Raw genomic sequence first — 21,886 nt, 5'->3', positions numbered from 1 at the left:
AAGACCTCCTAACTTTATTTAATAGAAATCCTAACTTTTTCATAATAATCTCCTACAAAAGTCACTCTTTGGAGTGACTTTTGTTTTATATCAAGAGAAAATAAAGAAAGTAGCATGTTCAAATTTGTAAATTTGTTTAAAAATAAGATGATTTAAAGGATGAAACTAGTTTTTTCATTCTGTAAAACGGGCTAAAACCTTGCTATGATTGGCTTTTTGAAAAATTATGGTATAATAGTAGTAGTTTTAATAGATGGAGTTGAATTTTGAAAAAACGCTTTCGTGTAAAAAAAGAGAAAGATTTTAGTGCAATATTTAAAAAAGGGGAGAGTTTTGCTAATCGTAAATTTGTTATTTATCGATTAGAAAATAATGAACAGCATTTTCGAGTTGGCCTATCTGTCAGTAAAAAATTAGGAAACGCTGTCACGAGGAATCAGATCAAGAGAAGAATTCGACATATTCTGATTGAACATAAAAATCAGCTGGTTGAAAATGTAGATTTTGTTGTGATTGCTCGAAAAGGTGTTGAAATTTTGGACTACGCGGAAATGGAAAAAAATCTACTTCACGTATTAAAGTTATCAAAGATTTACCAGGAAGGAAATGGGAGTGAAAAAGAAATTACAGTTGACTAGCTTAATGGTGCTTGCTTTATTTGTGATGAGCGCCTGCACGGCTAGTGGTACGACGAGTGAGATTACAGCTGAATCAACAGGTTTTTGGAGTAAATTTGTTTATTTTTTTGCTGAAACCATTCGCTTTTTATCATTTGATACAAGTATTGGTCTGGGGATTATTTTATTTACCCTTTTAATCAGAACCATTCTTTTACCAGTCTTTCAGATACAAATGGTGGCATCTAGAAAGATGCAAGAAGTACAACCACTGGTTAAGGAGTTGCGAGAACGTTATCCGGGACGGGATATGGAGAGCCGTACCAAGTTGGACCAAGAAATGCGTCAGTTGTTCAAGCAACATGGTGTCAAACAGTCAGCTTCTCTCTGGCCAATCTTAATCCAAATGCCAGTCTTGTTGGCCTTGTTCCAAGCTTTGAGTAGGGTAGAATTTCTAAAAACGGGTCATTTCTTATGGATTAACCTTGGTGGTGTTGATACGACTTTTGTTTTGCCTATTCTGGCAGCTATCTTTACTTTCCTTAGCACGTGGTTATCCAATAAGGCCATGGTTGAGAAAAATGGCGCCATGACAGGGATGATGTATGCAATGCCAGTAATGATTTTCTTCTTTGCCATGTATTCACCAAGTGGGGTTGCCTTATACTGGGCGGTATCCAATGCTTATCAGGTGCTCCAAACCTATTTGCTCAACAATCCATTCAAGATTATTGCAGAGCGTGAGGCGGGAGTACAGGCTAAGAAGGATTTAGAAATCAAGAAGAGAAAAGCTCTCAAGAAAGCACAGAAAAAGAAAAAGTAAGGAGGAATCTTGTAATGGTATTATTTACAGGTTCAACTGTTGAGGAAGCGATCCAAACGGGATTGAAGGAATTGGGGATTCCTAGAATGAAGGCGCATATTAAGGTTGTCTCAAGGGAGAAAAAAGGTTTCTTTGGCCTTTTTGGGAAGAAACCAGCGCAAGTTGATATCGAAGCAATTAGTGAGACAACTGTTGTGAAGGCAAATCAGCAAGCAGTCAAAGGAGTTCCAAAGGAAGTTAATGCTAAGAACGAACCCGTTAAGACTGTTAGTGAGGCAACAGTAGACTTAGGTCATGTTGTTGAAGCAATCAAGAAAATCGAGGAAGAAGGGCAAGGGATCTCTGAAGAGGTTAAGGCCGAAATTCTAAAAAATGAGAAAGAGGCTAGTACAATTTTAGAGGAGACTGGTCATATTGCCATTCTAAAAGATTTACTGCCAGAAGAATCTAAAGAGCAGGAAGAACAGGAAGAAGTCGAGCAGAATGATGATTTAGAAAATCTAGGTTTGAAGATTGAACCGACCTATGATATTGACCAGGTGGTCGAAGAAGTGACCAACTATGTTCAAGGTATTATTGATGATATGGATGTTGAGGGAGCAATTTCAAGTACCTCAAATCGCCGTTCTATCAATATGCAAATTGATACCAATGAACCGGGTCGTATTATCGGTTACCATGGTAAGGTTTTGAAATCTCTCCAGCTTTTAGCGCAAAATTATCTTTATAACCGCTATTCAAGAACCTTCTATATTACCATCAATGTTAATGATTATGTAGAGCACCGTGCAGAAGTCTTGCAGAGCTATGCACAGAAGTTAGCTACACGTGTCCTAGAAGAGGGGCGTAGTCAGGTGACTGATCCAATGTCTAGTAGCGAACGTAAAATCATCCATCGTATTATTTCACGTATGGAGGGTGTCACTAGTTATTCAGAAGGTGATGAACCAAATCGTTACGTTGTGGTTGATACAGAATAATCAAAGCAAAATCAGGGGCATCCTGATTTTTTGCTAGCTAAGGGAGGTTGATCTTATGTTGAATACAATGAGAGAATATCTAGCTTTCTCTGGTTTACAGTATCAAAAACCCGAGAAGGCAGGTCAAGAAGCTGAAAAAATGCTTTATTTGAGGAGTAAGGGGCAGGAGGCTAGAAAGGTCTTTACACACTTAGCCAAGGCTTTTCAAGAAAGACATCCAGAATGGGATCTCCAAGGGACGAGTCAGTGGATGAATCAAGCCCAACGTTTGCGACCGCATTTCTGGGCCTATCTACAGCGTGAGGGAGAAGTGACAGAGCCTATGTTGGCCCTTCGTTTGTATGGAAGTCCTTCTGATTTTGGAGTTTCGCTTGAAGTTAGTTTTATCGAACGTAAGAAGGATGAGCGAACATTAGGCAAACAGGCCAAGGTCCTAGAAGTTCCAGTATTAGACGGAATTTACTATCTAGTCTACTCAAATGGAGAAAGTCACAAGATGGAGGCTACTGAGGAAAAACGTCAAATTTTAAGAGAAAAACTATCCCATCAGGAAGTCCGAAAAGTTTTGGTGAAGATAGATGTTCCAGTGACAGAAAATTTATCTGAAGAAGAAATCCTAGAAGCCCTACTGGAATCTTATAATATAATTCTTCCTTATTATCTAGCTACGAGAAAATCGGACGATTATTAAAATATCATAAATCATACAGTCCAAGAGTGAACAGTCCGCTGTGTAATTCTTGGTCTTTTTGTTTCCGTTTTCACATTATATAATAAACTTACAAAAACAATTCAAAAGGAGAACAATTATGGAAGTCATTTCAAGTGTTCTAAATTGGTTTTCTAGCAATATTTTGCAGAATCCCGCATTTTTCGTAGGTTTATTGGTGCTAATAGGATACGCACTTTTGAAAAAACCTGCTCATGACGTTTTCTCAGGTTTCGTTAAAGCAACAGTAGGATATATGTTGCTCAACGTGGGTGCTGGTGGTTTGGTTACAACCTTCCGTCCAATCTTGGCAGCCCTTAACTATAAATTTCAAATCGGTGCAGCGGTTATTGACCCTTACTTTGGACTTGCTGCAGCAAACAACAAAATTGCAGCAGAGTTTCCAGATTTCGTTGGGACTGCAACTACAGCTCTATTGATCGGTTTTGGAGTAAATATCTTGCTTGTAGCTCTACGCAAGATTACGAAAGTAAGAACCCTCTTTATTACTGGTCACATTATGGTACAACAAGCTGCGACTGTATCTCTTATGGTTCTATTCTTAGTCCCACAATTGCGCAATGCTTATGGTACAGCAGCAATCGGTATCATCTGTGGCCTTTACTGGGCAGTTAGTTCAAATATGACTGTTGAGGCAACTCAACGTCTGACTGGTGGTGGCGGATTTGCGATTGGTCACCAACAACAATTTGCAATCTGGTTTGTAGATAAAGTGGCAGGACGCTTTGGCAAGAAAGAAGAAAGTCTAGACAATCTTAAATTGCCTAAGTTCCTCTCAATCTTCCATGATACAGTTGTTGCCTCTGCTACTTTGATGCTCGTATTCTTCGGAGCTATTCTTTTAATCTTGGGTCCAGACATTATGTCTAATAAAGAAGTCATCACTTCAGGAACTCTATTTAATCCTGCAAAACAAGATTTCTTTATGTACATTATCCAAACAGCCTTCACCTTCTCTGTTTACTTGTTCGTTTTGATGCAAGGTGTCCGCATGTTCGTATCTGAGTTGACAAATGCCTTCCAAGGTATTTCAAACAAATTGTTGCCAGGTTCATTCCCAGCGGTCGACGTTGCGGCTTCTTATGGATTTGGTTCACCAAATGCGGTCTTGTCAGGATTTGCCTTTGGTTTGATTGGTCAATTGATTACAATTGTCTTGCTCATCGTCTTTAAAAATCCGATTCTTATTATTACAGGATTTGTACCAGTGTTCTTTGATAATGCCGCCATCGCGGTCTATGCTGATAAGCGTGGCGGATGGAAAGCAGCCGTTATCCTATCTTTCATCTCAGGTGTCCTTCAAGTTGCTCTAGGAGCTCTTTGTGTGGCCCTTCTCGACTTAGCATCTTACGGTGGTTACCATGGAAATATCGACTTCGAATTCCCATGGCTTGGATTTGGATACATCTTCAAATATCTCGGTATTGTTGGTTATGTACTTGTATGTCTCTTCTTGCTTGTTATTCCTCAACTTCAATTTGCCAAAGCAAAAGATAAAGAAAAATACTACAAGGGTGAAGTTCAAGAAGAAGCATAGTTTCTAGAAAAGGAGAAAATAAAATGGTTAAAGTATTAGCAGCGTGCGGAAATGGAATGGGTTCATCTATGGTTATCAAGATGAAGGTTGAAAATGCCCTCCGTAAACTTAATCAAACAGATTTTACAGTCAATTCATGCAGTGTCGGTGAAGCAAAAGGTTTAGCAGCAGGCTATGACATCGTAATCGCTTCTCTTCATTTAATCCAAGAATTGGAAGGTCGGACTAATGGGAAGTTAATTGGGCTTGACAACTTGATGGATGATAAAGAAATTACTGAAAAACTCAGTCAAGCACTACAGTAAAAGGTTGGAGGGGGCTGGACAGAAACTGAGAGTTATCGTTTCTGTCCTTCTCCCTCTTTAAATAAAGGAGGCAGATATGAATTTAAAACAAGCTTTAATTGACAATGACTCGATCCGACTAGGTTTAGAAGCTAACGATTGGAAAGAAGCAGTCAAGGTAGCAGTAGATCCCTTGATTGAAAGTGGGGCGATTTTGCCAGAGTATTACGATGCTATCATCGAATCGACTGAAGAGTATGGTCCTTACTATATCTTGATGCCAGGTATGGCTATGCCCCATGCTAGACCTGAAGCTGGAGTACAAAGAGATGCCTTTTCATTGATTACCTTGCAAAATCCTGTTGTATTTCCAGATGGGAAAGAGGTCTCTGTTTTGTTGGCACTAGCAGCAACAAGCTCAAAAATTCACACAAGTGTAGCTATTCCACAAATCATTGCCTTATTTGAATTAGAAGATTCTATCGCACGTTTACAGGCTTGCCAGACTAAAGAAGATGTCTTGGCGATGATTGAAGAATCTAAGGATAGCCCTTATCTCGAAGGATTGGATTTGGAAAGTTAGAAAGAGGAATAAAGAGATGACAAAAAGAATACCTAATTTACAAGTTGCATTAGACCATTCAGACTTGCAAGGAGCAATTAAAGCAGCTGTTTCTGTTGGTCAGGAAGTAGATATTATCGAAGCTGGAACTGTTTGCTTGCTTCAAGTTGGAAGTGAACTGGTTGAGGTCTTGCGAAGCCTTTTCCCAGATAAGATTATTGTAGCAGACACAAAATGTGCTGATGCTGGTGGAACAGTTGCCAAAAATAATGCCGTTCGTGGAGCAGATTGGATGACTTGTATCTGTTGTGCAACCATCCCTACTATGGAAGCCGCTCTAAAGGCTATCAAGGCTGAACGTGGGGACCGAGGCGAAATCCAGATCGAGCTTTATGGTGATTGGACTTTTGAACAAGCTCAGCTTTGGCTAGATGCAGGTATCTCACAAGCTATCTATCACCAATCTCGTGATGCCCTTCTTGCTGGTGAAACTTGGGGTGAAAAAGACCTTAATAAGGTTAAAAAACTCATTGACATGGGCTTCCGAGTTTCTGTAACAGGTGGTCTAGATGTAGATACTCTCAAACTCTTTGAAGGTGTTGATGTTTTTACCTTTATCGCAGGTCGTGGAATTACAGAGGCTGCGGATCCAGCAGGAGCAGCGCGTGCCTTCAAGGATGAAATCAAACGAATTTGGGGGTAAACCATGGCACGTCCAATTGGAATTTATGAAAAGGCAACCCCGACACACTTTACTTGGCTAGAACGTTTAAATTTTGCTAAGGAGTTAGGCTTTGATTTTGTCGAGATGTCTATTGACGAACGTGATGAGCGTTTAGCAAGACTTGACTGGAGCAAGGAAGAACGCTTGGAAGTTGTCAAAGCGATCTATGAAACTGGAGTTCGTATTCCTTCTATCTGTTTTTCAGGTCATCGTCGCTACCCATTGGGATCAAATGATCCAGTTCTAGAGGAAAAATCTCTAGAACTCATGAAAAAATGTATCGAATTAGCCCAAGACTTGGGAGTTCGTACGATTCAATTAGCTGGTTACGATGTTTACTATGAGGAAAAGTCACCCCAGACACGCCAACGTTTTATCAAAAATTTGAGAAAAGCTTGTGACTGGGCTGAAGAAGCTCAGGTGGTACTTGCCATTGAAATTATGGATGATCCTTTTATCAATAGCATCGAAAAATACTTGGCTGTAGAAAAAGAGATTGACTCTCCCTACCTTTTTGTCTACCCAGATATTGGTAATGTATCTGCCTGGCATAATGATGTCTATAGTGAGTTCTATCTAGGTCACCATGCTATCGCCGCTCTCCATCTCAAGGATACTTATGCAGTGACAGAAAGTTCAAAGGGCCAATTCCGAGATGTACCTTTCGGGCAAGGTTGTGTCAAATGGGAAGAAGCTTTCGATATTTTAAAACAAACTAATTATAATGGACCTTTCCTAATCGAAATGTGGTCTGAAAATTGTGAAACTGTAGAAGAAACACGCGCAGCCATTCAAGAGGCGCAAGCTTTTCTCTATCCACTAATTAAGAAAGCAGGTTTGATGTAAGATGAATCAAGTAATCAATGCTATGCGTAAACGAGTCTGTGATGCCAATCAATCATTGCCAAAACATGGACTTGTTAAATTTACCTGGGGCAATGTATCTGAAGTCAATCGCGAACTCGGTGTCATTGTTATCAAACCATCAGGCGTAGATTATGACGAATTGACACCTGAAAACATGGTGGTAACTGACCTGGATGGCAAGGTTCTAGAAGGAGATTTAAGACCATCTTCGGACCTTCCAACTCATGTGCAGTTATATAAGGCTTGGCCAGAGATTGTTAGTGTGGTCCATACCCATTCGACAGAAGCTGTTGGTTGGGCTCAGGCAGGTCGTGATATTCCTTTCTATGGAACAACCCATGCAGATTATTTCTACGGTTCAATCCCTTGCGCTCGTAGTTTGACTAAGGATGAAGTAGAAGTGGCCTATGAAAAAGATACTGGCCTGGTCATCGTGGAAGAGTTTGAGCGTCGTGGTCTTAATCCAGTTGAAGTTCCAGGGATTGTCGTGCGCAATCACGGTCCATTCACCTGGGGCAAAAATCCAGAAAATGCTGTTTATCACTCAGTTGTACTAGAGGAAGTATCTAAGATGAATCGCTTCACAGAGCAAATCAATCCAAGAGTTGAACCTGCTCCCCAGTACATCCTAGAAAAGCACTACCAACGTAAACATGGACCAAATGCTTATTACGGTCAAAAGAAATAAGAAATTGAATTGAAAAGAGGCTAGGACCTTACGATCCAAGCCTCGCTTTTGTAGTTGTAAGTATCCACTGTTAAGAGTTTACAGTACATAATTGCAAAGTCTTTACGAATGTGATACCATTATAAAGTTGTTTTGGAAGCGATTGACAAATAGAGGAGTATGAATTATGGTTTTAGATAAGGCGAGCTGTGACTTGCTTCAATATTTGATGGATCAAGAAACGTCCAAAACGATTATGGCCATTTCAAAAGATCTAGCTCAATCTCGAAGAAAAATCTACTATCACATTGATAAAATCAATGATGCTTTGGATGATGAGAATTTGCATATCATCAGTCTGCCTCGGATTGGTATTCACTTAACCGAGGAACAAAGAGAAGCTTGTCGTCAATTATTAGACGAAGTTGATTCTTATGATTACATCATGAGTGCCAACGAGCGAATGCAGCTGATGCTACTTCTGATTGGTATTTCCAAAGAGAGAATCACGCTTGAAAAACTCATGGAATTAACAGAAGTCTCTCGAAATACAGTCCTTAATGACTTAAATAGCATTCGTTACCAGCTAACCTTGGAGCAGTATCAAGTAACACTTCAAGTTAGTAAATCTCGTGGTTACTACTTGAATGCACACCCTCTTAATAAAATCCAGTATCTTCAATCCCTTCTCTATCATATCTTTATAGAGGAGACCCCAGCTTTTGTAGCTATTTTAGAGGAGAAAATCAAGGAGCGATTAGAAGATGAGATGCTTCTTTCTGATGAGGTCAATCAATTCCTCAAAAAACAAGTTCCACTGGTTGAGCAAAATTTAGGGAAAAAAATAAACCATCACGAAGTCACCTTTATGTTACAGGTCCTTCCCTATCTTCTACTAGGGTGTGATACCGTTACTCGAAATCAAGATAAACATCAAGAAATTGATCAAGAATTTTCATTGATTCGAAAGAGGATAGAATACCAGGTGTCTAAGAAACTAGGAGAACGCTTGTTTGAAACATTTGGCATCTCGTTTTCAGAATTAGATACATCTCTCTTGGCCATTCTTTTGTTATCCTATCGAAAAGATCGAGACATCCATGCAGAAAGTAAAGATTTTCAACATTTGAGAAGAGCTTTAGAAGAGTTTATTTGGTATTTTGAATCTCAAACCAGAATGGAGATTGAACAGAAAGAAGACTTGTTGAGAAATCTCGTGATTCACTGTAAGGCTCTACTATTTAGAAAAAACTATGGGATCTTCTCAAAAAATCCTTTGACACGTCAGATTCGTTCCAAGTATAGTGAGCTTTTCGTAATTACAAAAAGATGTGCAGAAGTGCTAGAAGAAGCCTGGCAGATTCGATTGACAGATGATGAGATTGCCTATCTGACCATTCATGTTGGGGGATTTTTAAAGTATACTCCATCGATTCAAAACAATACCAAGAAGATTTATATTGTGTGTGATGAAGGAGTGGGCGTTTCTAAACTCTTACTTAAACAATGTCGCTTCTATCTTCCAAACGAACAGATTGGGGCAGTCTTTACCACTGAGCAGTTCAAAAGCGTGGAGGATATTACTCAGGTTGATTTGCTACTTACAACAAACGATGAGCTTGAGAGTCGCTTCCCAGTACTAAAGGTAAATCCCATACTTGAGGCAGAAGATATTTTACGCATGACAGACTTTATGAAAAATAAGGTTCTTCAAAAGAATGGTCGGACCTTCAAGGATAATCTCTCAACCATTATTACTACCTATATATCTGATAAACACGCTGCAGCAAAATTACAAGAAGAAATTCAACTTTTAATCAACCAAGAATTAGTCATCCAAGCTTTTTTAGATGAATCATAAACATCACAGTCCAATGATGAACACAAGCCTGTGTTTTTCTTGGTCTTTTTTAATATATCGGTCGGTGTTATACTAAGTATGAAATAAATACTTGAACAAAATATGGAGGATTTCAAATGCCAAACGTAAAAGAAATTACAAGAGAATCATGGATTTTAGCTACTTTCCCAGAGTGGGGAACATGGTTGAACGAAGAAATCGAAGAAGAAGTCGTTCCTGAAGGAAACTTTGCCATGTGGTGGCTAGGCAACTGTGGTACTTGGATTAAGACACCAGGTGGTGCTAACGTTGTCATGGACCTTTGGTCAAACCGTGGAAAATCAACCAAAAAAGTGAAAGATATGGTTCGCGGACACCAAATGGCAAATATGGCAGGTGTTCGTAAATTGCAACCAAACTTACGTGTTCAGCCAATGGTTATCGATCCATTTGCTATCAATGAACTCGACTACTACTTGGTTTCACACTTCCATAGTGACCATATCGACCCATACACAGCTGCAGCAATTCTCAACAATCCTAAGTTAGAACATGTTAAGTTTATCGGTCCTTACCATTGTGGACGAATCTGGGAAGGATGGGGTGTTCCAAAAGAACGCATCATCGTTGTTAAACCAGGTGATACTATTGAACTAAAAGACATGAAGATTCATGCGGTAGAATCATTTGACCGTACTTGCTTGGTAACTCTACCAGTGAACGGTGCTGATGAGACAGGTGGTGAACTTGCTGGCTTAGCTGTTACTGATGAAGAAATGGCTCAAAAGGCTGTTAACTATGTCTTTGAAACACCAGGTGGAACCATCTATCATGGTGCGGATTCTCACTTCTCAAACTACTTTGCGAAACATGGTAAAGATTTCAAAATTGATGTTGCTTTGAATAACTATGGTGAAAACCCAGTTGGTATCCAAGATAAAATGACCTCTATCGACCTACTTCGCATGGCAGAAAATCTTCGTGCTAAAGTCATTATCCCAGTTCACTATGATATCTGGTCTAACTTCATGGCTTCTACGAATGAAATCCTAGAACTTTGGAAAATGAGAAAAGATCGTTTGCAATACGATTTCCATCCATTTATCTGGGAAGTTGGTGGAAAATACACTTATCCTCAAGACCAACACTTAATAGAATATCATCACCCACGTGGTTTTGATGACTGCTTCGAACAAGACTCGAATATCCAATTCAAAGCCTTGCTTTAATATAAAAATTTTTTCTGGAGGTTATCCGTATGTTGCACGATACGGATAATTTTCATATAATAGTACAAATAGAATATGTGATAGACCTATCACCTCAAAGAGAAAGGAAATTCTATGTCAAATCTATCTGTTAATGCGATTCGTTTTCTAGGTATTGACGCTATCAATAAAGCCAACTCAGGTCACCCAGGGGTGGTAATGGGTGCAGCACCGATGGCTTACAGCCTTTTCACTAAAGAACTTCGTATCAATCCAGCTCAACCAAACTGGATTAACCGCGACCGTTTCATTCTTTCAGCTGGTCACGGATCAATGCTTCTTTATGCCCTTCTTCACCTTTCAGGATTTGAAGATGTGAGCATGGATGAAGTGAAGAACTTCCGTCAATGGGGCTCTAAAACTCCAGGTCACCCAGAATTCGGTCATACAGCAGGGGTTGATGCAACAACAGGCCCTCTAGGACAAGGGATTGCGACTGCGACAGGTTTTGCACAAGCAGAACGCTTCCTTGCAGCCAAGTATAACCGCGAAGGTTACAACATCTTTGACCACTACACTTACGTTATCTGTGGAGATGGTGACTTGATGGAAGGTGTCTCAAGTGAAGCTGCTTCTTATGCAGGCTTGCAAAAGCTTGACAAGTTGGTTGTTCTTTATGATTCAAATGATATCAACTTGGATGGTGAGACAAAAGATTCTTTCACAGAAAGTGTCCGCGATCGTTACAATGCTTATGGTTGGTATACAGCCTTGGTAGAAGATGGAACAGACTTAGAAGCTATTCATGCTGCTATTGAAGAAGCTAAGGCTTCAGGAAAACCATCTTTGATCGAAGTGAAAACTGTTATTGGTTATGGTTCTCCGAACAAACAAGGAACTAATGCCGTACACGGTGCCCCTCTTGGCGCGGATGAAACTGCGGCAACACGCCAGGCACTTGGTTGGAACTATGAACAGTTTGAAATCCCAGCAGAAGTTTATGATGATTTCAAAGAAAATGTTGCAGACCGTGGCGCATCAGCCTATGAAGCATGGACAAAACTAGTCGCAGATTACAAAGAAGCTCATCCAGAACTTGCTGCAGAAGTGGAAGCAATTATCGAAGGACGCGATCCAGTTGAGTTGACTCCAGAAGACTTCCCAGCTTTAGAAAATGGCTTCTCTCAAGCAACTCGTAACTCAAGTCAGGATGCTTTGAATGTAGTGGCAGCTAAGTTGCCAACCTTCCTTGGTGGATCAGCAGACCTCGCTCATTCAAACATGACTTACATCAAAACTGACGGACTTCAAGATGATGCAAATCGCTTAAATCGTAACATCCAATTTGGTGTTCGTGAATTTGCAATGGGTACAGTCTTGAACGGAATGGCTCTTCACGGTGGACTTCGTGTTTACGGAGGAACATTCTTCGTATTCTCAGACTACCTTAAGGCAGCGGTTCGATTGTCAGCTTTACAAGGTCTTCCGGTTACTTATGTCTTCACTCACGATTCAATAGCGGTTGGTGAAGATGGTCCAACTCATGAACCGATTGAGCACTTGGCAGGTCTTCGTGCGATTCCAAACCTTAATGTTTTCCGTCCGGCAGATGCGCGTGAAACACAAGCAGCTTGGTATCAAGCAGTCAAAAGTGAGAAAACACCGACTGTTCTTGTCTTGACTCGTCAAAACTTGACTGTTGAGGAAGGAACAGACTTTGACAAGGTTGCGAAAGGTGCTTATGTCGTTTATGAAAATGCAGCAGACTTCGACACCATCTTGATTGCCACTGGTTCAGAGGTTAATCTCGCTGTTGCAGCCGCTAAAGAATTGGCAAGTCAAGGTGGAAAAGTTCGCGTAGTCAGCATGCCATCTACAGATGTATTTGATGCACAAGATGCAGCATACAAAGAAGAGATTTTACCAAATGCAGTTCGTCGTCGTGTAGCAGTCGAAATGGGAGCAACTCAAAACTGGTATAAATACGTTGGTCTTGATGGAGCAGTTCTTGGTATTGATACCTTTGGAGCTTCTGCTCCAGCACCAAAAGTTTTAGCAGAGTTTGGCTTTACAGTTGAAAACCTTGTAGAACTTGTGAATAACTTGAAATAATATAGAGGCATATTGCTAAAAAAGTCGAGGTTGGGAATTTTTGTCCCAGCCTCTTTCTTGATATAAAAGCATGGCCTAATCTTGTAAAAACACTTAAAATTTGTTATAGTAGTTTTATCTGAATTACAAAGGAGTAAAAATAATGGGTGGGAATTTAACATTTTTAATTATGCTTGTCTTGATGTTGGGCTTGATGTTCTTCATGCAACGTTCTCAAAAGAAACAAGCGGAAAAACGTATGGAGAGCCTCAATAAGCTTCAAAAAGGCTACGAAGTAATCACTATCGGTGGTCTCTACGGTACAGTCGATGAAGTAGACACAGAAAATAGAACAATTGTTCTTGATGTTGATGGCGTATACTTAACCTTCGAACTGGCAGCAATTCGAACTGTTTTGCCAGTCAAAGAAGCTGTGACACCTGAAGGAGCTGTTATTGAAGACGGCAGTGCTATTGAAGAATAAAACGGGGTGGATCACATTCCCGTTTTTCTATAAGTGAGAGGAAGAGTAATGAAAAAAATTGCTTTTGTCTGTCTTGGTAATATTTGTCGCAGTCCTATGGCGGAATTTGTGATGAAATCCTTGACCGATAAGTATGAGATTCAAAGTCGAGCGACTTCTTCCTGGGAACATGGCAATCCGATCCACAAAGGGACACAAGCAATCTTTCGAACCCATGGCGTTCCTTATGATACTTCGAAAACTTCCCAACAAATTTCTAAAAATGACTTTGAGTATTTTGACTATATCATTGGTATGGATGAGTCTAACCTTGCTGACTTATATCAGATGTGCCCGCAGGATCAACAATATAAGATACAGCCTTTTGCATCTGAAAGCGTTCCAGATCCCTGGTATACAGGTGATTTTGAAGAAACTTATGACCGAGTTTTAACTGGTTGCCAGGCTTGGTTAGGTCGCTTAGAAAATGAGAGTGAACATGGAAAATTTAAAAAAACTCTATGAAAAATATAGCGTCTATTTAACACGTCCCCGTTTAGAAATTGCGACAGTGATCGTCATTGTTGTCTGTGCAGGTCTCGTATTTCTGACCAATCTTCCAAAACAGGGCGTTCTTAAGCTTGATAATGATGCTATTATTTATGACGGGAGCCTAGTTCGTGGTAAGATGAATGGTCAGGGTACTGTTACCTTCTCGAACGGTGATACCTATACTGGAGAATTTAGCAATGGTACCTTCAATGGTAAAGGTACCTACCAAGCTAAAGCAGGTTGGGTATATGAGGGAGACTTTGTAAATGGTCAAGCTGAAGGAAAAGGAAAACTGACTACCGAACAAGAAGTAGTCTATGAAGGGGATTTCAAACAAGGTTTATTTCAACAAGCACAATAACCTCCTCCTAGAAGGAGGTATTCTTCCAGAATCTAAGAAAGCGCTTGCATGTAAATGAAAACGGCTTACAAGACTGTTTTACAACTAAGTTTGTGAAAAATAAAACTTTTACGAAATAATTCACAAACTTTAAGTGAAAAAGTGCATGTGCGGGTATATTTGAAATTATTTTCACAAACAAATAAAAAAAGTTTGTGAAATGTCTATGAAACTGTTTACAAATGTTTAAAAAAGAGTTATAATAATCTTGTGAAAAAATTAACAAAGGACTTACAATCCTTGAAAGCTATGGAGGAAAATATGGCTGATAAAAAAACTGTAACACCAGAAGAAAAGAAACTCACTGCTGAAAAGCATGTCGATGGTTTGGTGCAAAAAGCTTTAGTTGCCCTTGAAGAAATGCGTAAACTTGACCAAGATCAAGTCGATTATATCGTAGCAAAAGCTTCAGTTGCAGCACTTGATGCTCACGGAGAATTGGCTTTACATGCCTTTGAAGAAACAGGACGTGGAGTATTTGAAGATAAAGCAACTAAAAACCTATTTGCTTGTGAGCACGTGGTAAATAACATGCGCCACACTAAAACAGTTGGTGTTATCGAAGAAGATGATGTAACAGGATTGACTCTTATCGCTGAACCAGTTGGTGTTGTTTGTGGTATCACTCCAACAACAAACCCAACATCCACAGCAATCTTCAAATCATTGATTTCATTGAAGACTCGTAATCCGATTGTCTTTGCATTCCACCCATCAGCTCAAGAATCATCAGCTCACGCAGCTCAAATCGTTCGTGATGCAGCGATTAAAGCAGGTGCTCCTGAAAACTGTGTACAGTGGATTACTGAACCATCTATGGAAGCAACTAGTGCATTGATGAACCACGAAGGTATTGCAACAATCCTTGCAACAGGTGGTAATGCCATGGTTAAAGCTGCATATTCATGTGGTAAACCAGCTCTTGGGGTAGGTGCCGGAAACGTTCCAGCTTATGTTGAAAAATCAGCAAACATCCGCCAAGCTGCTCACGATATCGTAATGTCTAAATCATTTGACAATGGTATGGTCTGTGCATCTGAACAAGCGGTTATCATTGATAAAGAAATTTACGATGAATTTGTAGCAGAGTTCAAATCTTATCACACTTACTTTGTAAACAAAAAAGAAAAAGCTCTTCTTGAAGAGTTCTGCTTCGGCGTGAAAGCAAACAGCAAAAACTGTGCTGGTGCAAAATTGAACGCTGACATCGTTGGTAAACCAGCAACTTGGATTGCAGAACAAGCAGGATTTACTGTTCCAGAAGGAACAAACATTCTTGCTGCAGAATGTAAAGAAGTTGGTGAAAACGAGCCATTGACTCGTGAAAAATTGTCACCAGTTATCGCAGTTTTGAAATCTGAAAGCCGTGAAGATGGTATTGCTAAAGCTCGTCAAATGGTTGAATTTAACGGTCTTGGGCACTCAGCAGCCATCCATACAGCTGATGAAGAATTGACTAAAGAATTTGGTAAAGCTGTTAAAGCTATTCGTGTTATCTGTAACTCACCTTCTACTTTCGGTGGTATCGGGGACGTTTATAATGCCTTCTTGCCATCATTGACACTCGGATGTGGTTCTTACGGACGTAACTCAGTTGGGGATAACGTTAGCGCCATCAACCTCTTGAACATCAAAAAAGTCGGAAGACGGAGAAATAACATGCAATGGATGAAACTTCCTTCAAAAACATACTTTGAACGTGATTCAATTCAATACCTTCAAAAATGTCGTGACGTTGAGCGTGTCATGATCGTTACTGACCACGCTATGGTAGAGCTTGGCTTCCTTGATCGTATCATCGAACAACTTGACCTTCGTCGCAATAAGGTTGTTTACCAAATCTTTGCAGATGTAGAACCAGATCCAGATATTACTACAGTTGAACGTGGTACTGAGATCATGCGTGCCTTCAAACCAGATACAATCATCGCTCTTGGTGGTGGATCTCCAATGGATGCCGCTAAAGTAATGTGGCTCTTCTATGAACAACCAGAAGTGGACTTCCGTGACCTTGTACAAAAATTCATGGATATCCGTAAACGTGCCTTCAAATTCCCATTGCTTGGTAAGAAGACTAAATTCATTGCTATCCCAACAACATCTGGTACAGGATCTGAAGTAACTCCATTTGCCGTTATCTCTGATAAAGCAAACAACCGTAAATACCCAATCGCTGACTACTCATTGACACCAACTGTGGCAATCGTAGACCCTGCTTTGGTATTGACAGTTCCTGGATTTGTTGCTGCTGATACTGGTATGGACGTATTGACTCACGCAACTGAAGCATACGTATCACAAATGGCTAGCGACTACACTGACGGTCTTGCGCTTCAAGCTATCAAACTTGTATTCGAAAACCTTGAAAGTTCAGTTAAGAATGCAGACTTCCACTCACGTGAGAAAATGCATAACGCTTCAACAATCGCTGGTATGGCCTTTGCCAATGCCTTCCTAGGTATTTCTCACTCAATGGCCCATAAGATTGGTGCGCAATTCCACACAATCCATGGTCGTACAAATGCAATCTTACTTCCATACGTTATCCGTTACAACGGTACTCGCCCAGCTAAGACAGCTACATGGCCTAAGTACAACTACTACCGTGCAGACGAGAAATATCAAGATATCGCTCGTATGCTTGGACTTCCAGCTTCTACACCAGAAGAAGGGGTTGAATCTTACGCAAAAGCTGTTTACGAACTCGGTGAGCGCGTAGGTATCCAAATGAACTTCAAAGCACAAGGTATTGACGAAAAAGAATGGAAAGAACATTCACGTGAATTGGCCTTCCTTGCTTATGAAGACCAATGTTCACCTGCAAACCCACGTCTTCCAATGGTTGACCATATGCAAGAAATCATCGAAGATGCATACTATGGTTACAAAGAAAGACCAGGACGCCGTAAATAATTGATTATCAGCCAAACCGAGGGTAAACCTCGGTTTTTTATGCTTAGAGAATATGTTTTTATTAAGAAATGCATAGAATTGGAGTAGGCTGCAAGGCTAAGTAAAGAAATGAAAATATTGCCAAAGCTTATCAGAAAAACAAGGCCAGCGCTTGCAATTAAACTCAAATAGTTATATAATAGGTATGTTGAAAGGTGATTTGTAGTGATTCAAGTTACTCTTTTCACAATAAAATTTTCATGATTTTCATAAGGAGGAAATCACTAATGGTAGTTAAAGTTGGTATTAACGGTTTCGGACGTATCGGTCGTCTTGCTTTCCGCCGTATCCAAAACGTAGAAGGTGTTGAAGTTACTCGCATCAACGACCTTACAGATCCAGTTATGCTTGCACACTTGTTGAAATACGACACAACTCAAGGTCGTTTCGACGGAACTGTGGAAGTTAAAGAAGGTGGATTTGAAGTTAACGGTAAATTCGTTAAAGTTTCTGCTGAACGTGATCCAGAACAAATTGACTGGGCTAACGACGGTGTAGAAATCGTTCTTGAAGCAACTGGTTTCTTTGCTACTAAAGCAGCTGCTGAAAAACACTTGCACCCAGGTGGAGCTAAAAAAGTTGTTATCACTGCTCCTGGTGGATCAGATGTTAAAACAGTTGTATTTAACACTAACCACGACGTTCTTGACGGTACTGAAACAGTTATCTCAGGTGCTTCATGTACTACAAACTGCTTGGCTCCAATGGCTAAAGCTCTTCAAGATAACTTCGGTGTTGTTGAAGGATTGATGACTACTATCCACGCTTACACTGGTGACCAAATGATTCTTGACGGACCACACCGTAAAGGTGACCTCCGTCGTGCTCGCGCTGGTGCTGCTAACATCGTACCTAACTCAACTGGTGCTGCTAAAGCTATTGGTCTTGTAATCCCAGAATTGAACGGTAAACTTGACGGAGCTGCACAACGCGTTCCTACACCAACTGGATCAGTTACTGAATTGGTAGCTGTTCTTGAAAAGAACGTTACTGTTGATGAAGTGAACGCAGCTATGAAAGCAGCTTCAAACGAATCATACGGTTACACAGAAGATCCAATCGTATCTTCAGATATCGTAGGTATGTCTTACGGATCATTGTTTGACGCAACTCAAACTAAAGTTCTTGACGTTGACGGTAAACAATTGGTTAAAGTTGTTTCATGGTACGACAACGAAATGTCATACACTGCACAACTTGTACGTACTCTTGAATACTTCGCTAAAATCGCTAAATAATTCTTGAGTTGATAAAAGCAAGGCTAACTGGTCTTGCTTTTTTTGTATTTATAAGAAAAAATGGATGCTAGTGTCATCTATTTTGGTTTAATTCTCTTTCAAATGTGTCTGATAGCGCAGTAAAGCTTAATTTGTTTAAGGTCAGAGGATGGACAAAGGATAGTTTAAATGCGTGTAATATTAGTCTGCTAGCTTTGGAATGTGGATTGTAGAGAGGATCTCCAAGGATTGGATGTCCGTGGTGAGATAGATGCACTCGAATCTGATGAGTGCGTCCTGTTTTCAATCTACATCGAACGAGACTGGTTTTGTTTTGAAATTGTTTCAACCGAGTTACTTGGGTTTCGGCGTATTGACCATTTTTTGATCCACAACTCTTTTTCTACGATCGTGACGATCGCGACCGATTTTATCTCGAAAGACAAGCTCTTTAACTCCTATTTTTCCCTCAACCAGAGCCCAGTATTCGCGGGAGATTTCTTTTTTCTCCAATAATCGATTGAGGATGGGCAGTATAAATGGATTTTTAGCAAATAGTACGAGGCCACTCGTTTCCTTATCTAGGCGATGGACAACATAGCAAGTCTGGCCTACATAGGCGCTGACATGATTGAGAAGTGCAATTTCTTCTGGTTGATTCCCGTGAGTTTTCATACCTTCTGGTTTGTTCACGATGATCAAATGTTGGTCTTGGTAGACTTCTTGGACAAGATTAGGATTTCCCCAAACAATTTCTTTTGTAGGATAATCCTCCTCGTCGAAAATCAGTTGACATTCATCTCCGGATTTGACAGTTTGATGCCAGTGGACTTCTTCTTGATTTATGAGAATGTGCTTTTTAATTCTCAAGAAATGCCGTATTTTTCTCGGAATGAGTAGTTGCTCCTCCAAGAAAACTTTGACAGTCATTTCAGGAAGAGAATCAGGGATAACAAAGGTAAATTTCATACAGATATTGTAACAAAAAATAGATTATTTGGATAGGGAAACTAGCTAAATTCTTGTCTTCCTAAGGGGAAGATGATAAAATAAACGCATGAAATTAGATACATTATTTGAAAAGTTTCTTTCTTTATTTAAAAAAGAAGAATCTGAAATGGCAGAAATAGAAATCGATGAAGTTAATAATGAAGAAAATACCTCGACTAATTTAAGAAGGTCAAGAGGTGGGCGAAAGAAAGCTGGGCAAGTCGGACCCATTCGAAAATTTTGGCGTCGCTATCATCTGACCAAAATCTTTCTAATTCTTGGACTAAGTGCAAACTTGTTTGTTGGGGTTTATCTATTTGCCTTGGCTAAATCGACAAATGTTACAGACTTGCAGAATGCTTTGAAAACACGAACGGTGATTTTTGATAGAGAAGAGAATGAGGCTGGTGCCTTGTCAGGCCAAAAAGGAACCTACGTTGAGCTCTCGGAAATTAGTGAAGATTTGCAGAATGCTGTTATTGCGACAGAAGATAGAAGCTTCTATAAAAATAGTGGAATTAACTATGGTCGCTTTTTCCTAGCTATCCTAACAGCTGGTCGCTCGGGTGGTGGTTCTACAATTACCCAACAGTTAGCGAAAAACGCTTATCTTTCACAAGACCAAACTGTTCAGAGAAAGGCTAAAGAATTCTTCCTTGCTTTAGAATTAACCAAAAAATACAGTAAAAAAGAAATTCTAACCATGTATTTGAACAATGCCTACTTTGGTAATGGAGTTTGGGGTGTTGAGGATGCTAGTAAAAAGTATTTTGGTGTTTCAGCATCGGAATTAACTCTTGATGAAGCCGCCACTTTAGCAGGTATGCTTAAAGGCCCAGAATTGTACAATCCTCTGAATTCTATTGAGCATTCAACTAATCGAAGAGATACTGTCTTGCAAAATATGGTGGCTGCCGGCTATCTTGATAAAAATAAGGAAGCAGAAGCATCAAGTGTTGATATGGCTTCTCAGTTGAAAGATAGTTATGAAGGGAAAATATCAGACTACCGTTATCCTTCCTATTTTGATGCAGTTGTTAATGAAGCTATTGAAAAGTATAATCTAACAGAGGAAGAAATCGTTAATAACGGTTATCGAATTTATACGGAGCTAGATCAAAATTACCAAGCAAATATGCAGGTTATCTACCAAAATACTTCTCTCTTTCCTACAGCTGAAGATGGGACACATGCAGAGTCTGGTAGTGTCGCATTAGAACCAAAAACAGGTGGAGTTCGAGGAGTTGTTGGTCGAGTGGCCGGGGATGATAAAACAGGTTTCAGAAATTTTAACTATGCAACCCAATCTAAAAGAAGTCCAGGGTCTACTATTAAACCCTTGATAGTGTACACACCAGCGGTTGAGGCAGGCTGGTCTCTTAATAAGGAGTTGGATAATCATACCATGCAATATGGTGATTATAAAGTAGACAACTACGCAGGAATCAAGACATCACGAGAAGTACCCATGTATCAAGCTTTGGCTAAATCTCTAAATTTACCTGCAGTAGCTACTGTTAAAGAGCTTGGAATTGATAAAGCCTTTGAAGCGGGTGAAAAGTTTGGTCTCAACATGAGCGATGTAGATCATGTGCTTGGAGTGGCTTTAGGTGGTGGCGTAGAAACTAACCCTCTTCAGATGGCCCAAGCATACGCAGTGTTTGCAAATGAAGGACTCATGCCGGATGCTCACTTTATCACTCATATTGAAAATGCTAGTGGTCAAGTGATTGCTACTCATAAAAACACTCAAAAACGAGTAGTTGACAAATCGGTAGCTGATAAAATGACAAGTATGATGCTAGGAACCTTTACAAATGGTACAGGGATAAGTTCGTCTCCAGATGATTATGTTATGGCTGGAAAAACCGGAACGACAGAGGCTGCCTTCAATCCAGAATATACGAGTGATCAATGGGTGATTGGCTATACACCTGATCTAGTCATTAGCCACTGGCTTGGTTTCCCTACTACTGATGAAAACCACTATTTAGCAGGTTCAACTTCGAATGGTGCTGCTCACATTTTCAGAAGTATGGCAGAAACAATTCTTCCTTATACACCAGGAAGTACTTTTACAGTTGAAAATGCTTATAAAATGAATGGCATTGCACCAGAAAACGCACCTAAACAAACTACAAGTGACACTAGTGCACAGTCTGATGATATACTATCAGATATTCGTGGACGGGCGCAAAATCTGGTCGATGAAGCAGGAAGAGCGTTTTCGGATGCTAAAATTAAAGAAAAAGCTCAGACTGTCTGGGATACCATTGTAGATCTGTTTCGCTAAAACGTTTAAAAGATAAAAGACAAGGATTCAAATCTTTGTCTTTTTTCTCCCTCACTTGTCAGTATTCATACTTCCTGATACACCTTGGA

Annotated in this window: 19 protein-coding genes and 1 pseudogene; 19 read left to right on the top strand and 1 reads right to left on the bottom strand. The window is 40.0% G+C overall.

Annotated elements, in window-relative coordinates; all coding sequences use genetic code 11:
• Nucleotides 1-266 precede the first annotated feature (266 nt).
• From rnpA to gap, 18 genes are all read left to right on the top strand, one after another.
• Nucleotides 267-638, top strand: a complete 372-nt coding sequence (rnpA, locus tag HMPREF2837_RS01180; protein WP_045762469.1) for a ribonuclease P protein component — start codon at nt 267-269, stop codon at nt 636-638.
• Nucleotides 613-1,440, top strand: coding sequence for a YidC/Oxa1 family membrane protein insertase (locus HMPREF2837_RS01175; protein ID WP_000728106.1), 828 nt, complete (start codon nt 613-615; stop codon nt 1,438-1,440). Before rnpA ends, HMPREF2837_RS01175 begins: the two co-directional genes overlap by 26 nt.
• Before the next feature lie 14 nt (nt 1,441-1,454).
• On the top strand, nt 1,455-2,420 hold the full coding sequence (jag, locus tag HMPREF2837_RS01170; protein WP_049548843.1) for an RNA-binding cell elongation regulator Jag/EloR: 966 nt from the start codon (nt 1,455-1,457) through the stop codon (nt 2,418-2,420).
• A 55-nt stretch (nt 2,421-2,475) separates the two neighbouring features.
• The gene (locus HMPREF2837_RS01165; RefSeq protein WP_075230546.1) at nt 2,476-3,111 is read left to right on the top strand and encodes a ribonuclease P; all 636 of its coding nucleotides are present in this window, start codon (nt 2,476-2,478) and stop codon (nt 3,109-3,111) included.
• 118 nt (nt 3,112-3,229) lie between these two features.
• Nucleotides 3,230-4,687 carry a PTS ascorbate transporter subunit IIC gene (locus tag HMPREF2837_RS01160; RefSeq protein ID WP_049548841.1) on the top strand — a complete coding sequence of 486 codons (1,458 nt, stop codon included), beginning with the start codon at nt 3,230-3,232 and terminating at the stop codon, nt 4,685-4,687.
• A gap of 23 nt (nt 4,688-4,710) precedes the next feature.
• A complete protein-coding gene (locus HMPREF2837_RS01155; protein ID WP_000241466.1) occupies nt 4,711-4,992 on the top strand; it encodes a PTS sugar transporter subunit IIB in 282 nt (93 codons plus the stop codon).
• Between the two features lie 76 nt (nt 4,993-5,068).
• Nucleotides 5,069-5,554, top strand: a complete 486-nt coding sequence (locus HMPREF2837_RS01150) for a PTS sugar transporter subunit IIA (protein ID WP_049548840.1) — start codon at nt 5,069-5,071, stop codon at nt 5,552-5,554.
• Between the two features lie 16 nt (nt 5,555-5,570).
• Nucleotides 5,571-6,236 (top strand): 3-keto-L-gulonate-6-phosphate decarboxylase UlaD, encoded by a 666-nt coding sequence (locus tag HMPREF2837_RS01145; protein WP_049548839.1) that lies wholly within the window; start codon nt 5,571-5,573, stop codon nt 6,234-6,236.
• A 3-nt stretch (nt 6,237-6,239) separates the two neighbouring features.
• On the top strand, nt 6,240-7,103 hold the full coding sequence (locus tag HMPREF2837_RS01140) for an L-ribulose-5-phosphate 3-epimerase (RefSeq protein WP_006153346.1): 864 nt from the start codon (nt 6,240-6,242) through the stop codon (nt 7,101-7,103).
• Between the two features lies 1 nt (nt 7,104).
• Nucleotides 7,105-7,812 (top strand): L-ribulose-5-phosphate 4-epimerase, encoded by a 708-nt coding sequence (locus HMPREF2837_RS01135; RefSeq protein ID WP_049548838.1) that lies wholly within the window; start codon nt 7,105-7,107, stop codon nt 7,810-7,812.
• A 166-nt stretch (nt 7,813-7,978) separates the two neighbouring features.
• Nucleotides 7,979-9,652 (top strand): BglG family transcription antiterminator, encoded by a 1,674-nt coding sequence (locus HMPREF2837_RS01130; protein ID WP_049548837.1) that lies wholly within the window; start codon nt 7,979-7,981, stop codon nt 9,650-9,652.
• Between the two features lie 116 nt (nt 9,653-9,768).
• Nucleotides 9,769-10,860, top strand: a complete 1,092-nt coding sequence (gene ulaG, locus HMPREF2837_RS01125) for an L-ascorbate 6-phosphate lactonase (protein WP_006153413.1) — start codon at nt 9,769-9,771, stop codon at nt 10,858-10,860.
• 114 nt (nt 10,861-10,974) lie between these two features.
• Complete coding sequence (tkt, locus tag HMPREF2837_RS01120; protein ID WP_075230545.1) at nt 10,975-12,951, top strand: transketolase; 1,977 nt, start codon at nt 10,975-10,977, stop codon at nt 12,949-12,951.
• Nucleotides 12,952-13,093: 142 nt separating this feature from the next.
• A complete protein-coding gene (yajC, locus tag HMPREF2837_RS01115; RefSeq protein ID WP_075230544.1) occupies nt 13,094-13,414 on the top strand; it encodes a preprotein translocase subunit YajC in 321 nt (106 codons plus the stop codon).
• Nucleotides 13,415-13,462: 48 nt separating this feature from the next.
• Nucleotides 13,463-13,918: a low molecular weight protein-tyrosine-phosphatase gene (locus tag HMPREF2837_RS01110; RefSeq protein WP_075230543.1), complete on the top strand. Its 456-nt coding sequence runs from the start codon at nt 13,463-13,465 to the stop codon at nt 13,916-13,918.
• Nucleotides 13,893-14,306: an MORN repeat-containing protein gene (locus tag HMPREF2837_RS01105; protein ID WP_075230542.1), complete on the top strand. Its 414-nt coding sequence runs from the start codon at nt 13,893-13,895 to the stop codon at nt 14,304-14,306. The genes HMPREF2837_RS01110 and HMPREF2837_RS01105 overlap by 26 nt, the downstream gene beginning before the upstream one ends.
• A gap of 300 nt (nt 14,307-14,606) precedes the next feature.
• A complete protein-coding gene (gene adhE / locus HMPREF2837_RS01100) occupies nt 14,607-17,258 on the top strand; it encodes a bifunctional acetaldehyde-CoA/alcohol dehydrogenase (protein WP_075230541.1) in 2,652 nt (883 codons plus the stop codon).
• 266 nt (nt 17,259-17,524) lie between these two features.
• Nucleotides 17,525-18,535 carry a type I glyceraldehyde-3-phosphate dehydrogenase gene (gene gap / locus HMPREF2837_RS01095; protein ID WP_075230540.1) on the top strand — a complete coding sequence of 337 codons (1,011 nt, stop codon included), beginning with the start codon at nt 17,525-17,527 and terminating at the stop codon, nt 18,533-18,535.
• 73 nt (nt 18,536-18,608) lie between these two features.
• Here gap and HMPREF2837_RS01090 read toward each other — a convergent pair.
• Nucleotides 18,609-19,483, bottom strand: a pseudogene (locus HMPREF2837_RS01090) (RluA family pseudouridine synthase).
• Between the two features lie 88 nt (nt 19,484-19,571).
• Between HMPREF2837_RS01090 and pbp2a the strand changes: the two are divergent.
• On the top strand, nt 19,572-21,797 hold the full coding sequence (gene pbp2a, locus HMPREF2837_RS01085; RefSeq protein WP_075230539.1) for a penicillin-binding protein PBP2A: 2,226 nt from the start codon (nt 19,572-19,574) through the stop codon (nt 21,795-21,797).
• Nucleotides 21,798-21,886: the final 89 nt, after the last annotated feature.

It is taken from the genome of Streptococcus sp. HMSC071D03 (genome assembly GCF_001812125.1).
Lineage (GTDB): Bacteria > Bacillota > Bacilli > Lactobacillales > Streptococcaceae > Streptococcus > Streptococcus pseudopneumoniae_N.
Note: the sequence above shows the minus strand (reverse complement) of the source record. Positions and strands in the feature narration are given on the sequence as shown.

What these genes read in the sequence shown, in the direction of transcription:
- jag (WP_049548843.1), top strand. Translation starts at nt 1,455, where the DNA reads ATGGTATTATTTACAGGTTCAACTGTTGAGGAAGCGATCCAAACGGGA.
- HMPREF2837_RS01165 (WP_075230546.1), top strand. Translation starts at nt 2,476, where the DNA reads ATGTTGAATACAATGAGAGAATATCTAGCTTTCTCTGGTTTACAGTAT.
- HMPREF2837_RS01160 (WP_049548841.1), top strand. Translation starts at nt 3,230, where the DNA reads ATGGAAGTCATTTCAAGTGTTCTAAATTGGTTTTCTAGCAATATTTTG.
- HMPREF2837_RS01155 (WP_000241466.1), top strand. Translation starts at nt 4,711, where the DNA reads ATGGTTAAAGTATTAGCAGCGTGCGGAAATGGAATGGGTTCATCTATG.
- HMPREF2837_RS01150 (WP_049548840.1), top strand. Translation starts at nt 5,069, where the DNA reads ATGAATTTAAAACAAGCTTTAATTGACAATGACTCGATCCGACTAGGT.
- HMPREF2837_RS01145 (WP_049548839.1), top strand. Translation starts at nt 5,571, where the DNA reads ATGACAAAAAGAATACCTAATTTACAAGTTGCATTAGACCATTCAGAC.
- HMPREF2837_RS01140 (WP_006153346.1), top strand. Translation starts at nt 6,240, where the DNA reads ATGGCACGTCCAATTGGAATTTATGAAAAGGCAACCCCGACACACTTT.
- HMPREF2837_RS01135 (WP_049548838.1), top strand. Translation starts at nt 7,105, where the DNA reads ATGAATCAAGTAATCAATGCTATGCGTAAACGAGTCTGTGATGCCAAT.
- HMPREF2837_RS01130 (WP_049548837.1), top strand. Translation starts at nt 7,979, where the DNA reads ATGGTTTTAGATAAGGCGAGCTGTGACTTGCTTCAATATTTGATGGAT.
- ulaG (WP_006153413.1), top strand. Translation starts at nt 9,769, where the DNA reads ATGCCAAACGTAAAAGAAATTACAAGAGAATCATGGATTTTAGCTACT.
- tkt (WP_075230545.1), top strand. Translation starts at nt 10,975, where the DNA reads ATGTCAAATCTATCTGTTAATGCGATTCGTTTTCTAGGTATTGACGCT.
- yajC (WP_075230544.1), top strand. Translation starts at nt 13,094, where the DNA reads ATGGGTGGGAATTTAACATTTTTAATTATGCTTGTCTTGATGTTGGGC.
- HMPREF2837_RS01110 (WP_075230543.1), top strand. Translation starts at nt 13,463, where the DNA reads ATGAAAAAAATTGCTTTTGTCTGTCTTGGTAATATTTGTCGCAGTCCT.
- HMPREF2837_RS01105 (WP_075230542.1), top strand. Translation starts at nt 13,893, where the DNA reads ATGGAAAATTTAAAAAAACTCTATGAAAAATATAGCGTCTATTTAACA.
- adhE (WP_075230541.1), top strand. Translation starts at nt 14,607, where the DNA reads ATGGCTGATAAAAAAACTGTAACACCAGAAGAAAAGAAACTCACTGCT.
- gap (WP_075230540.1), top strand. Translation starts at nt 17,525, where the DNA reads ATGGTAGTTAAAGTTGGTATTAACGGTTTCGGACGTATCGGTCGTCTT.
- pbp2a (WP_075230539.1), top strand. Translation starts at nt 19,572, where the DNA reads ATGAAATTAGATACATTATTTGAAAAGTTTCTTTCTTTATTTAAAAAA.